At 47.5% G+C, this 14,154-nt stretch carries 14 protein-coding genes; 7 read left to right on the top strand and 7 right to left on the bottom strand.

Annotation, left to right across the window (positions count from 1 at the left end; translation table 11 throughout):
* Window positions 1-73: 73 nt before the first annotated feature.
* The 3 genes from NIES593_RS06915 to rplC form a co-directional block, all read right to left on the bottom strand.
* Window positions 74-376 carry a 50S ribosomal protein L23 gene (locus tag NIES593_RS06915; protein WP_073598891.1) on the bottom strand — a complete coding sequence of 101 codons (303 nt, stop codon included), beginning with the start codon at window positions 374-376 and terminating at the stop codon, window positions 74-76.
* On the bottom strand, window positions 369-1,001 hold the full coding sequence (gene rplD / locus NIES593_RS06910; RefSeq protein ID WP_073598890.1) for a 50S ribosomal protein L4: 633 nt from the start codon (window positions 999-1,001) through the stop codon (window positions 369-371). Before rplD ends, NIES593_RS06915 begins: the two co-directional genes overlap by 8 nt.
* Window positions 1,002-1,097: 96 nt before the next feature.
* A complete protein-coding gene (gene rplC, locus NIES593_RS06905; RefSeq protein ID WP_073598889.1) occupies window positions 1,098-1,736 on the bottom strand; it encodes a 50S ribosomal protein L3 in 639 nt (212 codons plus the stop codon).
* A 627-nt stretch (window positions 1,737-2,363) separates the two neighbouring features.
* Here rplC and NIES593_RS23980 point away from each other — a divergent pair.
* Window positions 2,364-2,501, top strand: a complete 138-nt coding sequence (locus NIES593_RS23980; RefSeq protein ID WP_175561059.1) for a hypothetical protein — start codon at window positions 2,364-2,366, stop codon at window positions 2,499-2,501.
* A gap of 21 nt (window positions 2,502-2,522) precedes the next feature.
* Here NIES593_RS23980 and NIES593_RS06900 read toward each other — a convergent pair whose 3' ends face one another.
* The 3 genes from NIES593_RS06900 to NIES593_RS06890 form a co-directional block, all read right to left on the bottom strand.
* Window positions 2,523-4,997 carry a DUF3769 domain-containing protein gene (locus NIES593_RS06900; RefSeq protein WP_073598888.1) on the bottom strand — a complete coding sequence of 825 codons (2,475 nt, stop codon included), beginning with the start codon at window positions 4,995-4,997 and terminating at the stop codon, window positions 2,523-2,525.
* A 245-nt stretch (window positions 4,998-5,242) separates the two neighbouring features.
* Complete coding sequence (locus NIES593_RS06895; RefSeq protein WP_015144981.1) at window positions 5,243-5,359, bottom strand: photosystem II reaction center protein I; 117 nt, start codon at window positions 5,357-5,359, stop codon at window positions 5,243-5,245.
* 99 nt (window positions 5,360-5,458) lie between these two features.
* Window positions 5,459-6,202, bottom strand: coding sequence for a sulfite exporter TauE/SafE family protein (locus NIES593_RS06890; RefSeq protein ID WP_073598887.1), 744 nt, complete (start codon window positions 6,200-6,202; stop codon window positions 5,459-5,461).
* A 137-nt stretch (window positions 6,203-6,339) separates the two neighbouring features.
* Between NIES593_RS06890 and NIES593_RS06885 the strand changes: the two genes are divergently transcribed.
* Window positions 6,340-6,732 carry a hypothetical protein gene (locus NIES593_RS06885; RefSeq protein ID WP_073598886.1) on the top strand — a complete coding sequence of 131 codons (393 nt, stop codon included), beginning with the start codon at window positions 6,340-6,342 and terminating at the stop codon, window positions 6,730-6,732.
* Between the two features lie 54 nt (window positions 6,733-6,786).
* Window positions 6,787-7,368 (top strand): DUF192 domain-containing protein, encoded by a 582-nt coding sequence (locus tag NIES593_RS06880; protein ID WP_139253648.1) that lies wholly within the window; start codon window positions 6,787-6,789, stop codon window positions 7,366-7,368.
* Window positions 7,369-7,459: 91 nt separating this feature from the next.
* On the opposite strand, the gene NIES593_RS06875 is transcribed toward NIES593_RS06880, so the two are convergent.
* Window positions 7,460-7,678, bottom strand: a complete 219-nt coding sequence (locus NIES593_RS06875) for a hypothetical protein (protein WP_073598885.1) — start codon at window positions 7,676-7,678, stop codon at window positions 7,460-7,462.
* Between the two features lie 94 nt (window positions 7,679-7,772).
* On the opposite strand from NIES593_RS06875, the gene NIES593_RS23975 reads away from it, so the two are divergent.
* The 4 genes from NIES593_RS23975 (at window position 7,773) to NIES593_RS06860 (ending at window position 14,120) form a co-directional block, all read left to right on the top strand.
* Window positions 7,773-7,916 (top strand): hypothetical protein, encoded by a 144-nt coding sequence (locus NIES593_RS23975; protein WP_175561058.1) that lies wholly within the window; start codon window positions 7,773-7,775, stop codon window positions 7,914-7,916.
* Between the two features lie 165 nt (window positions 7,917-8,081).
* Window positions 8,082-8,354 carry a hypothetical protein gene (locus NIES593_RS06870; RefSeq protein ID WP_073598884.1) on the top strand — a complete coding sequence of 91 codons (273 nt, stop codon included), beginning with the start codon at window positions 8,082-8,084 and terminating at the stop codon, window positions 8,352-8,354.
* Window positions 8,355-8,632: 278 nt separating this feature from the next.
* Window positions 8,633-11,914 carry a response regulator gene (locus NIES593_RS06865; RefSeq protein WP_073598883.1) on the top strand — a complete coding sequence of 1,094 codons (3,282 nt, stop codon included), beginning with the start codon at window positions 8,633-8,635 and terminating at the stop codon, window positions 11,912-11,914.
* Window positions 11,915-12,026: 112 nt separating this feature from the next.
* On the top strand, window positions 12,027-14,120 hold the full coding sequence (locus tag NIES593_RS06860) for a c-type heme family protein (RefSeq protein WP_245817342.1): 2,094 nt from the start codon (window positions 12,027-12,029) through the stop codon (window positions 14,118-14,120).
* Window positions 14,121-14,154 lie beyond the last annotated feature (34 nt).

The following is a 14,154-nucleotide window of genomic DNA, read 5'->3' as shown; positions in this document are numbered from 1 at the left end:
CTTGGTTATTTGGTCGCTGGTCATCAATTGCTGTTAATTGGTAAGCCAGTGCCTTAGCGGAGGGTCACTGATGTTAGACTTCGGGGAATAAGGTGATGGAGTCTCCTTCGCCTAGAGTCACGATCGCTCGCTTATATTGGGGTTTATAGCCGATAAATCTGCCTACTCTGCGCTTTTTGCGGGGCGGGCGAATCGTATTGACTTTGACGACTTTGACATCGAATAAATTTTCGATCGCTGCTTTGATTTCCGGCTTGGTCGCCTTGACAGCCACGTCAAAAACATATTTGTTTTGCTCCATCAGCAGAGTAGCCTTTTCAGTGACAATAGGTCTGAGCACCAAGTCGGCAAGATCTCTAGGATTGAATTCAGTCACTGTATACCTCCTGGATTTTGGCAAGGGCATCGGAGGTCGTTACGATCGTGTCGGCTGACAGCACATCATAGATATTCAAACTATCAGCTTTAATTAACTTCACGTTGCTCATGTTCCGTGCCGAGAGATAGACGTTTTCTGGAACTTCTGACATAATCAGCAACACTTTGTCTTCGCTAGCTACTCCCCAACGAGTCAAAGCCAAAGCTAGATCTTTCGTTTTGGGCTGTTGCAATTGGTCGGCAAAGTTTTCGACGACAATGGTATCTTCTACACGACTGAAGAATGCCGTTCTCAAAGCCAATCTGCGCTCTTTGCGGTTCATCTTCAGGCTGTAGTCTCTGGGTTTTGGTCCAAAGATGACACCGCCACCTCGCCACAGAGGAGAACGAATAGAACCCGCGCGGGCGCGACCCGTTCCTTTTTGTCGCCAAGGTTTGCGTCCGCCGCCTCTGACTTCTGCTCTAGTTTTGGTAGAAGCAGTTCCCTGACGAGCGTTGGCTAGATGTCGCACCAAGGCACGATGAACGATATGAGGGGCATTTTCTTCTTTTGCTACTCGCATTTCCAGAGGCGCTTTTCCGACCTCTTCCCCTTGCCAGTTTTTAACGACGCATTCAACCATTTTATTTATCCTTTGTCTGCGCTTTGTCATTTGTCATTTGTCATTGGCTTTTTCCTGGTAACTAATGACTAATGACCGATGACTAATGCCTAATGACTATTTACCAACTTTCTTAGCAGGCGTAATACTCAACAGAGAACCTGGCTTGCCAGGAACGGCCCCTTTGATCAAAAGCAAGTTACGCTCTGCATCGACGCGCACGACTTGGAGTCGGCGAATAGTTACTTGAGTGTTGCCATAACGTCCAGCCATTCTTTTTCCTGGGAAGACGCGACCGGGAGTAGTTCCTGCGCCTGTCGAACCTGGAAGGCGGTGGTTCTTAGAACCGTGAGTCATCGATCCCCGCTTGAAGTTATGGCGTTTTTGATAGCCCGCGAAACCGCGACCGATGGTTTTGCCGGCGACATCGACCAAATCGCCAACGCTGAAGATGTCTACTTTGATAGCACTCCCTAATTGGTATTGAGAGGGGTCATCGAGACGATATTCTTTTAAGTGACGCAAGGGCGATGCGCCCGATTTGCTCAAATGACCAATTTCAGGTTTGCTGAGCGCTTTTTCTTTAACTTCCTGATAGCCAACCTGAATAGAATTGTAGCCATCAGTTTCGGGTGTTTTGATTTGCGTTATCGGACACGGACCCGCTTGAACTACTGTTACTGGAATGGCGATTCCAGTTTCTCGATCGAAAATTTGGGTCATGCCGAGTTTGGTACCGAGGATACCGAGAGCCACGGATTTTCCCCCTACTTGCTAGACGACAGTTTTTATAATAGACAGTACGATCGCATGCTGAGAAACGGGTTCATCCCGCTTTTCTGCTTGGCAGGGCAAGAATTTACCTTTTTTTTCTGAGCGACCGAATATAATCTTGACTCCATTTTTTAACCAGACGAGTCTGGGGAATATCTCCAACAAAAATCTGGCTAAATTTCAGGGGTCTTAACCTCTCTTCGAGACTTAGGAGGCTTTTCTCCCAGTATCTCCAAGCGGTTTCCGACATCCAAGCGCGTTCGGCTGTTATAGTGGATGCCAGCGTGACCTAGAATCGGAGGATATAGTAAGTAACCTCTAAATATAATAAATATTTAGCTGGGTTGTTGTGCGACTTTATGTTAATGTCTTGGCTTCCAAGACCTTATCTTCCACTTTCAGTACTAGACTTAGTCGTGGCTAAATGTAAAGCAGCTATTTGGTCACGATCAAACAGTATATACTATTGCCTGACAAAAGATCAAGTGACGGGTAGATTCAAATCAGGGCAAACACATCCGATTTCAAAACAAAAATTTTCTAGCTGTTTTAATCTCTAAGAGCTAATTCTATGATGACTCAACTTTTTATACCATTTTTCATTCATTAATGACACAGATAGTCGATCGCCCTCACCCCCAACCCCTCTCCCTATTTGGGAGGGGGGAGAAGAATAATGTCGATCGCGAAAACCTGAAAATTGGTATTATCTGTGCGATCGTGCGATCGCCAGAAAAAAACAGCTAAATGACAAGAATTGCTAAATTCTCATCGAGTTACGCCTCTAATTACCGGACGAATGTCGGTTCCATCCAAAGGACCCGGATTGCCACTCCAGTTAAAATCGTTGATACGCAGGCTAATCGAACCAATTTCTAAGACTGGATTGTAGCGCAAAAGGATATTGTAGGTACGGCGACTGAACTCAATAAAGTAGTCAGTGCTAATTTCCTCGCTCTCGCTTAAACTCAACGAACTTTGAATCCCCACGCGCAAAGGACCATAGACTTGTTGGGTAATTCCCCAAGACAACGTTTGCGTATCGGCAAAGCGATCGAACAGAAAAGGAGACGCATCCCCGCGAATTCCCTGACTGTAGGTGACGTTAAAGCCAGTGTAGTCTAGAAAAGGACGAGAAAAATGACCCAATTGTCCTAAAAGTCCGATACTACCCGTTAGCGACGGTTGGGAATCGCCGTTACTGTAATAACTGGCAACTCCAGTTACTCCAGCCGTGAGTTGTAGATATGGCTGCACGGGCGTGGGAGTATAGCGCAGTCCGGCTTCTGGAGTGGGCGGCAGTGCTTGTCCTTGCCAGAGCATAAAGCCCCGACTGAGAGAGGCTGCACCCTGATATCGCGTTAAATCGACGAGGTTATCTTCGCGATCGGGTTTGAGAAGTTCCGGGCGATCGGTGCTAGCCTCGATGTGTTGAATTGATGCCTGGTAACTTAAGTTAATCCCCGTGTTTCCGAGAGGAATAGTCGGAGATACGAGAGTAGCGCCAATACTATTATTTACCGTCCGAAAACCGAGAGAGCCGTTAAAAATCCGCTCGCGATAGTTGTAGCCGAAGCGCAAGTCGTAGGGATTGTTAAGATCGCCTATCTTTTGCTGGAGTTCTATGCGAGCGCGCAGGTTGTCGTCTATGTTATCAAAATCGAGACTGGAGAAAGAGCCAACCGCCTTCAGACTGGTTCGCGGACCCAAACCGATTTCGAGATCGCTGACTAATCCAACAGCCGACAGGCTGAGGGGGCTTACGTCTTCGTCGATGTCGTCGTCGGTGTCAAAAGTATCGGGAAAGAAAGCTCTTTGTAGCAAATACTGAGGTCTGATCTCAAAATTAACGTTTTGAGTATCGATGATTTTAAAACCCCGCTCGATAAAAAGTCCGCCTCTGTCTCTGCCATCGTAGCCAATCGAGAAAAGACCGGGTTGGCGAGGACGGCGATCGACGATCAAGCGATCTTGAAAGGTTGGAATTGACAAAGATTGGTCGAAAACGACACGAGAGTCGGTAAATGCCACTTCATCGATAAGGGGAGCGATATTTCTGTAGGTGGCGCTTTGCGCTCGCAATTCTAATTCTGGCGGCGAGAAAGGGTCGTTGGTGACGCGCACGTTAGTCGCCGTCCATCTTTCGGCATCGAAATCGACGCGATCGGCTTGAAAGCGAATTCGATTAATCCTGCCGCCAGCAGCCCCCGTAGCCGTACCTCCCGGTTGTCCTACTCGCCCAGCACCGCCGCCGCCAATCGAAAAACGATAGCCTTCTGCTGTCGTGACGCGCTGGAGGGGTTGATTGAGGGCGAGACGATCGCTTAAGGGTTGGTTGGGGACGACAGCTTCAGTGCCAACATCTGTCGGTAAGGTGGGAGAAAAATCTCTGTTCGTGGTCGGCTGATAAATTTCGCCGTTAGCCTGGAGAATGACCCCGCTATCTTGTACGAAATAGTATTCAAACCGCTGCCCTCGCAGGACCTGTTGACCTCTGGTAAGAACGACTTCTCCCTCTGCCACGGCTAGGCGATCGGGTAAATTAACTTGCACGCGATCGGCAACCAAAACGCCGTTGGGAAATCGAATTTCCACGTTTCCGGTTGCCGTAATAATTTCTCGCTGCGAGTCGTATTCTTGGCGATCGGCAATGACTTCGACGACGCTGGTAGGCTCTTGCTGAGGTGGAGATTCCGATCCGGGTGGAGGTTCTTGCGCCGTCAGCTGAAATTCTCGAACCGCTCCCCCCCGCTGCCTCGTCACTAGAACTTTTGCCATTTGCACCTCATCTGAGAGGCTGATTTGCTCTAACCCTTTGATGACTTTAGATTGGGAAGATTTGGTAAAAGACGAATTCCACAGGGTGCGATCGCGATTGAAAGTTCCATAACCGACAGAGATAGACTTTCCTAAAGATGCCGCGCTTTTCTCGTTCGACACAGGTGAGGCGACTTCTTGGGAGGGAACATCAGAAAATTCAACCACCGCTGGGGTGGTTTGCGTTGGTTGCGAAAGCGATTTACTGGGTTTGAGAGAAAGGAGCGAAGGGAAGAGTACCGAAGTCGAGTCGCGTTGGGAATAAATTGGAATCGTTTGGCCTGGCTCGACCTTCCATTCTTCTCCTGTCGAATCGACGGAATTGCTGCGATCTCCGTTGCGATCGCGTTGGGAGTCGCTGACTTTTTCGGGAGCTATCGATTGAATGAAAGCAGGAGGATTATCGGGTGGAAGATCTGGCAGCATTTTGGCAACAATTAGGCTTATACTAATTCGCCGATGCTCCTCCACTTCGTGGGAGTCCGCGTCGGTTCGCAATTATCAGTTCGCAATTAGTCGGCAGATCTGGGTGTAAGGCTTTTTCCTTAAGCATTTGTAGCGATCTTTTTGAGAAATGGTATTAGACTTTAGCTTGACCGAACGACAAGAGCGAGACGAGTTTTGTCTCGCCCGATCGTTCTAATTAACCTACGTTACCATACTCGGATTTATTACTCGAAATCCTTACGTCCTGGGTTGCGAGTTGGATCGCTTGAGAGAAACCCAAAAACGAATAGCGCGACGAAGAAGGCAACAACGATATAAACAGCAATTTTGAGAGTGAGCATCTTCTGTTCTCCTTATAATATGAAAGCCGGAATTGACGAGCGCTTCGGTCGCTCTTGACTTACTTTATCCTATTTCGGGAACCAGACGGTTCCCTAGGGTTAAAACTTCGCGATCGCAGCAGCGATCTCGTTTCCCAGGAGCAGTATACCGCTCAAGGCAATAAAGGCAACGGCAAACTGTTGGAACTGTTGTTGAGTCAGTTTCCTCAAAACGATTTGACCGAGCCAATTGCCAGGTAGAGCGGCAATTCCAAGCAAACAACCAAACTTCAAATATTCTAGAGTTAAGGCGCCGCAAATCGCATAGGTGAGAACTTTGACTAAATGCACGACAAATAGATGCACCGATTTCGTGGCGATTGTTTGTTCTTTAAGCAGTCCATAATTGAGATATAAAGGATTCAATAGTGGTCCGGTGCTGCCAATCAGTCCCGACAAAAACGCAAAAATCAAGCCAGCAGGGAGAAAATACCAGGCACGAACGGCAAAAAAATCGAGTTTTTTGTCTAAGCTACTACTAATAGCGGCAACAATCAGGAATAACGCCAATAAGATCGGCAACCAGTCAAGCTGAATTTGCGTATAGACAAAAGCTCCTAAAATAGCCCCAACGATCGCACCCGGTAAGTACCACCACATCAGCCGCCAGTCTATATCCCTCCAGTAGAGAACGATTCGCTGAGGATGCCCCAGTAACATGCTAATTGTGAGGACTGGCGGAACTGCTGCTGCTCCGAGAAAAAACGCGATCGCAGGGACTAACAGTAAGGGAGTACCGCCTCCCGTTAAACTACTCACAAACCAACCAGCAAAACTCGACAGAGTCAGCCACAAAATGCTCAAAGTCCAATCCTCGCTCGCTCCTGGCTTTAATATTTTCTTAAGTTAAAATTAAATAAATTTTAAACTGATTAGAGGCATAAAAGCTCGGAAATTAGGCTCAAACGGATAGAATCAATTTAGAGCTGGAATTAAAGGCAATGAACAAAACCCTAGGTGCTATTATCTGTGCGGGATTGACGTGGTTCGGATTGCACAGCGAACTGAGAGCGCAAAACATCACGATCCAAATAGGAGGAGCCGATCGAGGAGCCTATGTAGAAGGTAGGGGCATTGCCATTCGCCGAGGGAACTCTCAACCTGGAGGGGTCGTCTATAAACCAGGGAATCGCTTACATAGAGGAGTCGTCTATCATGGCGCTCCCATACGTCCTACCTACCGAGAAAAGATAGTTATCTATTCGACTGAAAACGATGGGTGCAATTGCGATCGCCAGTCCTATCGTTCTAGATCCTATCGATACATCTATCCCGACAGCTACGGGGATCGACAAATTTATTACTATCGCAGTCGCTATTGGCGACACTATTAATCGTACTTGCAGGTAGGCATTGCCTGACCCTCCTAGAAAATTTGTAACCGATGAATGGCTGAAACCTTTATCAGAAAAGCTTTGCGCGATCGACAATCTAGCATTCAAAATCCCAAATGGAATAAGACTCGTATCAGTCTGACAATCCTGTTAGGCGTTTTACTGTTAGGGGGTTTGACTCCAACGCCAGTCGCCTCTAGCGCCGATCTCCGGTCAATCGTCCAACAGCCGTCTTTTGAAAATCGCCCTCAAGTATTGCCGATTGGCGCTATAGCCAAGATGGGAGGCGAGACGATCGAATTAGAAGTAGCAAGAACTCCCGAACAGCAGGAAATGGGACTGATGTATCGATCTTCCCTGCCCAAAAACCGAGGCATGTTGTTTGCCTTTGAAGCGCCGCGATACACTCGTTTTTGGATGAAAAATACGATTATTCCTCTGGATATGATTTTTTTGAGCAATGGCGAAATTAAAGCCATTTTTGCCAACGTTCCTCCCTGTACCAGCGAACCCTGCCAATCCTATGGCCCTTCGGTACAAATCGATCGCGTTATCGAATTAGCAGGCGGACGCGCGAAAGAATTGGGTCTCAAGGTAGGCGATCGCGTTACGATTAAGTTTCTTGAAACTCCCTAGTAGTTTGTCAATTTTTAATTGACGGGGAAAGGGAAAAGGAATATCTTTCACTTGACACAGCACTAGAAACGCCTCGCTCGTTACTATTACATTAGCCCTGAGATGGCAAAATAAAAAATAGATGCGACTCATTGGGGAGAGCTAGAGCGATCGCTACGTTATAGGCTTCTGCTGCCTCGGCTGATGAGTGTCGAGCCAAGATAAATTCGCTGTAATCCGCTAAGTTATCTAATCCCACCAGGTTTAGGATGATTTCGGCAATCAGCCAACCAGTGGTTTTGAGTAGTAGACTTCTCCAATAACCTTTCATTGCTTGACCTCCGATCGCATCCCTTTGGGTTCGATAGCCTTAAGTTATCGAAAAGGAGGTCTTGCCCACATCGAATAAATGTCATGTCTAGACCGTGACACTTGTCATGACAGGGTTGGTAAAATGGCAAGCGATCGCGCGATCGAACCAAGCTGTTGCTAGAGGGAAAATCGATTTATTAAGAAATTTGACAAGAACTAATATCCTTCCAAAAAAGGCAAAAGGTAACTTGGAGTAAGAAATTGTAGTTGGCAAACATCCTCTAGTTAGTCAACGAAAGTAATAGGAAAGTTAGCTATTTTGCTGAGGTAGAATTCGAGACCTTTTTCAGAGGTGTGTCTCCTCTTCAACTTCTATGATGAGACTGGGTTGAGAATCGGTTTGAATCGGAGGCGGGCTAAATATGACGATTATAAAAACTGAAGATCCAATGGTTGTCTATTTTAACCAGGCAAAACAAATCTCCTCAAAAGCTTATCAGATGCAAAAAAGCACTGGGTTGAATTATGAAGAGTGTGTTGAGATTTTAGAAGCAATTCGCAAAGAGGTAGGAGATTTCTGCTTCTGGGGAGCAAACGAGAAATTATACGAATTGATTCTGGGCTATCGTCAAGAGGGATATCTTCCCAGAAGGGCAGCTTTTAAAGCTCTGCAAGACTTTTATTGCCACAATTAAACTGTAATACTTCTGGTTTGCTGCCCAAACCTAGCGGCTGAGTTCAAGGAATCATCGTTATTTGACAAAATCTAATTCGACGCGATCGCTCTCTTAAGAAAGCAACTAAACTGTATGAGTAATGCGAATAGCGAATTGTTTTAACTTAGACCAAGGGTAGCGATCGCTGCTTGATTTTATCCACAGCATTGTTTTAGAGGACTTGGAGTTTTTTCTTCAAGGCTTTAGGTATGCGTTCCCGCCTTATCTCAATGCCATTCAACTTAGGGATTTAGTGAATGCGTCCTCTAACCCATCGGTTTTCTAAACTGACTCAAAGCGTGCCCCTGCGTTTCATCTTCGTGGTGCCATTTATCCTGGAAATCTCCTTAGCAGTAGGGCTAACGGGATGGCTATCGCTCCAAAACGGCGAGAGGGCAGTTAATGAGGTTGCCAGCCAACTTCGGAGCGAACTTACGGCTCGCATCCAGCAGTACCTTGAAACCTATCTAACAACCCCTCATAAGATTAACCAACTCAATGCAGATGCCATCCATCTTGGCGAATTAAATTTGCGAGATTTATCGCACTTAGAGCGACATCTTTGGTATCAGCTTCATGCCTTTGAATCGGTGACGGCAGTTTATCTTGCCTCAGAACAGGAGGGAGAACATGTTGCAGTCGAAAGGTTAGAGAATAATGCCTTGCAAGTAAAAATTTCGGGCAAGTCTACAGGCGGGGAAATCCGAATTTATGCGGTAGATAAAAATAGAAATCGCATCAAACTTTTAAGATTCAAGCCCAACTACGATCCCCGTACCCGTCCTTGGTATCAACATGCGGTCGAGGCAGGCAGGGCGAACTGGGGCGAGATTTATAGACTTTTTGCCACGCCCAAATACGTACTGAACGCCAGTTTGCCAATCTACGACGAACGCGGCAAACTTTTGGGCGTGGCAGCCGTCGATTGCTCGTTATTAGGGATTAGCCAATTCCTGCGCAGCTTGAAAATTGGACGGTCGGGCGAGACGTTTATCCTCGAACGTCGCACGGGATTGCTGGTGGGAAGTTCGGGAATCCAACAGCCGTATATCATCGAAAATCCAGCGGTTCCTCTAGTAGAGCAGATTCCGAAACGGATTAAGGCAACTGAAAGTAGCGATGTTCTGACTCGACTCACAACTCAATATTTGCTGAAACACTTTGGCGGATTGACTCGAATTAATAATAAACAGCAACTCGATTTTGAGATTGACGGCGAGCGGCAATTTTTACAAGTCGTGCCGATGAAAAACGATTTGGGGTTGGATTGGCTGATTGTAATAGCCGTCCCAGAAGCCGACTTCATGGATCGAATCGATGCCAACACGCGCACGACCATCTTCCTATGCTTGGGAGCCTTTGGACTGGCTACCGTGTTGGGTTTTTTCACCTCTCGCTGGCTCGCGCAGCCGATTCTCCAGTTGGAGAGAGCGTCGGTTGCGATCGCCAGTGGCGACTTAAACCAAACCGTTGCTGCAAGCGGCACCAAGGAACTCAAAGTGCTCGCTCGCTCCTTCAACCAAATGGCGCAGCAATTGCGGGAATCCTTTGCCGCACTGGCTAGAACCAATGAGGAATTAGAAGTTCGAGTCGAGCAACGAACAGTGGAACTGAGCGAGAAAAATGAGTGGCTCCGGCAGGAAATCCGCGATCGCCAAAAAGCCGAGGAAGCACTACAGCGAAGCGAAGCCAAGTTTCGGAATATCTTCGAGAATTCCCAGGTTGGAATCTTTCGGTCTCGCCTTGAGGATGGGCTGATTCTCGATGCCAATCAACGCTACCTTACTATGATGGGGCATCACTCACTAGCAGATGAGATCGGGAGCAAGCAGCGATCGGTTGACTACTACATCGATCCCAGCGAGCGATTGAGGGCACTCGAAATAGTCCTAACCGATGGGGAAGTTCATAACTTTGAGGCACACTTTCGCAGGCATGATGGCTCTGAGTTTTGGGGGCTATTTTCAGCCCGGTTGAACCGGGAAGATGGTTGCCTGGAAGGAGTGATTTCTGACATTAGCGATCGCAAACGAGCAGAAGCAGCTCTACAAAAGGCAGTGGAAGCCGCCGAAGTCGCCAACCGCGCTAAAAGTCAATTTCTCTCCAACATGAGTCACGAACTGCGCACCCCTCTCAACGCCATCCTGGGCTTTACCCAATTGCTGGCTCGCAGTGGCTCCCTCGATCGCAAGCAACAGAGATACTTAGACACGATCGATCGCAGCGGCGAACACCTACTGGCATTAATCGATGATGTGCTAGCAATCTCCAAGATTGAGGCGGGCAGAACCACGCTCAATGAAAATGATTTCGATTTCTATAGCTTGCTAGACTGGCTACAACAAATGTTACGCCTAAAAGCTGAATCTAAAGGTTTGCAACTCATCTTTGAAATAGCAAGCGATTTGCCTCAATATATCCGCACCGATGAAAGCAAGCTGCGCCAGGTATTAGTGAACTTGTTAGGCAATGCGATTAAGTTTACGCAAACTGGAAGCGTGAGGCTAGGAGCGTCGTTGGTCAAATGGAAGACGGGTAAAGGAGAAGGGGAAAAGGGAAAAGGGGAAATGACAAATGATAAGGAACTTTTGACAATTCACTTTGAAGTAGAAGATACTGGTCCCGGTATTGCCGCTGAAGAACTTGAGAGTCTCTTTGAACCCTTTGTCCAAACTCAAGTCGGTCGCAGATCCCAAGAAGGAACCGGACTTGGCTTACCTATTAGCCAGAGATTTGTTCGCCTGATGGGAGGAGATCTTACCGTTGAGAGTCGTTTAGGAGAAGGCACGATTTTTCAGTTTGACATCCAAACCAGCCCAGTTCAAGCGGACGAGTTACAGAGCAGCCAAGAACCGAGTCAGCAGGTCATAGGTTTGGAAGCCGGACAGCCTTTTTATCGGATTCTGGTTGCAGAAGACAAGCCGGAAAATCGTCAGCTACTGGCTGAATTGCTTGCCCCAGTGGGCTTTGAGGTGCGGGAGGCAGCTAATGGTCGAGAAGCGATCGCGCTCTGGCAAAGCTGGTCGCCCCACTTAATCTGGATGGATTTACGAATGCCAGAAATGGACGGATACGAGGCAACTAAACAGATTAAAGCCGCAGGCGAGAAAGCTCCCATCATTATTGCTTTAACTGCAAGCGCGTTTGAAGAAGATCGCTTCGCGGCTCTATCGATAGGTTTTAACGACTTTGTACGCAAGCCATTTCAAACCGAGGTCATCTTTAACAAGATGGCAGAACATTTGGGAGTGCGCTATCTCTATGGTTCGTCACAATTGTCTAACATCGGTGCCGAGAACTCATCAGATTTGTCCCAACCCTCACGGCTTCAACCAGAAGAGATGAAAAAGGCTCTCGCTGCGATGCCGCAACAGTGGGTAGAACATTTGCATCAAGCTGCTATTAGAGTGAATGCCAAACAAATTCTCAAAGCGATCGAGCAAATTGCCGAGCTAAATGCACCTTTGGCTAATGCTTTAACCCATCTGGTCAATAACTTCTGTTTTGAAGAAATTATCGCTTTAACTCGACAACAGTAAGGAAAAGATTTGCATGGCGAAGAGAAATCAAACATAAATAAAATTAAATGGCAGACAAAACATTTCAATTTCCTCCCACGACTGAAGTACGTGGTTTTCCTGGGAGGTTTTTATGCTTGGAAAACTAAAGCTTGGCACTAAATTTACCCTATTACTAACGCTAGTTTTTCTGGGTGGCATCCTATTGAGCGGCGTTACCCTGTCGAAGGCAATCCAGCACGAAGTTGAGAAGGACATCACCACCAAAGCAGAAATCCTGATGCAGGCGATGAACTCTGTCAGGAACTATACGAGCAATAATATCGAACCGCTCCTAGAAAATCGGCTAGCAACCGAGCCGGAGTTTATTCCCGAAACCGTACCCGCCTTTGCCGCGCGGGAAGTCTTCGAGCAATTTCGCGATCGCTCCGAATACAAAAGCTTCTTCTACAAAGAAGCCGCGCTCAATCCTACTAATTTACGCGATCGGGCAGATGAGTTTGAAAGCAAGCTAGTAGAGCGATTTCGCATGCAACCCAAACTCCCCCAGCTCTCTGGCTATCGAGCCAAGGCATACTCAAACAAGTCAGAAGGAACCCTATTTTTCATCGCCCGACCCTTAAGGATGACCCAGACAAGTTGTCTGGAATGTCACGGCAGTGTTTCAGCAGCCCCCAAGAGCATGATCGCCACCTATGGTACTCAAGGGGGGTTTGGCTGGAAGCTCAATGAAGTGGTTGCAGCTCAAACGATTTACGTCCCAGCCAATGAGGTGTCGGCTCGCGGTCGCCAATATTTAACCCTAGCGATGGGAATTTTTTGCGCCATCTTTGCGGTGGTAGTGCTGCTGCTCAACTGGTTGCTCAAGCGCACAGTCATCTATCCCATCAACCAACTGACGGCAACTGCCCATAAAGTCAGCACCGGGAACATGACGACCGAACAATTGGGAGTATTTGACACCCCTAGCATCGCCCAACTGGCTCGACGATCTGACGAACCAGGACAGCTTACCCGTGCTTTCCAGCACATGGCACGCGAAGTTGCTGCCCGCGAGCTAAACCTGACTCGGATGGTAAAACGGCGTACTGCCCAACTGGCTAAAATTATGGAAGAAGCCGAACAAGCCAGAGCTAGAGCAGAAGAGGCAAACAAGGCTAAAAGTCGATTTCTCTCCAACATGAGCCACGAATTGCGCACCCCTCTCAACGTTATCCTCGGCTTTACCCAATTGATGGCTCGCAATGGCTTGCTCACTCCAAAACAGCAGGAATACTTGGACACCATCGACCGTAGTGGCGAACATTTACTGGGATTGATTAATGATGTGCTAGAAATCGCCAAAATTGAGGCAGGCAAGGTTGCGCTCAATGAAAACAATTTCGACCTCTATGGTTTACTAAACTGGCTACAACAAATGTTTCGGTTAAAAGCCGAATCCAAGGGACTAGAGCTTAGCTTTGACTTGTCCCCCAACCTGCCTCGCTATATCCGTACTGATGAAAGCAAGCTGCGCCAGGTTCTCCTAAACCTATTAGGAAATGCGATGAAGTTTACGCAAGCTGGAAGCGTGAGGCTAAGAGTGTCATTGGTCATTGGTACAAAAAACAAAGGACAAATGACAAAGGACAAAGAACTTTTGATAATTCACTTTGAAGTAGAAGATACCGGTCCCGGTATTGCCGCTGAAGAACTTGAGATCCTCTTTGAACCTTTTGTCCAAGCTGAGGCTGGTCGGAACTCTCAGCAAGGAACCGGACTCGGCTTACCTATTAGCCGGGAATACGTGCGCCTGATGGGTGGCGAGCTTACCGTCGAGAGTCGCTTAGGAGAAGGCACAATTTTTCGGTTTGACATCCAAACCAGTCCAGTTAGAGCGGACGAGTTACGGAGCTACCAAGAATCCACACGGCAGGTCATAGGTTTGGAAGCCGGACAGCCTTCTTATCGCATTCTGATTGTAGAAGATAAGCCAGAAAATCGTCAGTTACTGGTGGGGTTGCTTATCCCGGTCGGCTTTGAGGTGCGAGAGGCAATCAATGGTCGAGAAGCGATCGCGCTCTGGCAAAACTGGTCGCCCCATTTAATCTGGATGGATATACGAATGCCCGTCATGGACGGGTTGGAAGCAACCAAACAGATTAAAGCCGCAGGCGAGAAAGCCCCCATCATTATTGCCTTAACCGGAAGCGCGTTTGAAGAAGACGTGCGATTCGTTGTTAGCTGAATCACGGTAATCAGCCCGTACATAAGCTAACCAA

This window comes from Hydrococcus rivularis NIES-593 (assembly GCF_001904635.1).
Taxonomy (GTDB): Bacteria; Cyanobacteriota; Cyanobacteriia; order Cyanobacteriales; family Microcystaceae; genus Hydrococcus; species Hydrococcus rivularis.
This window is presented reverse-complemented; position numbering and strand designations above follow the sequence as displayed.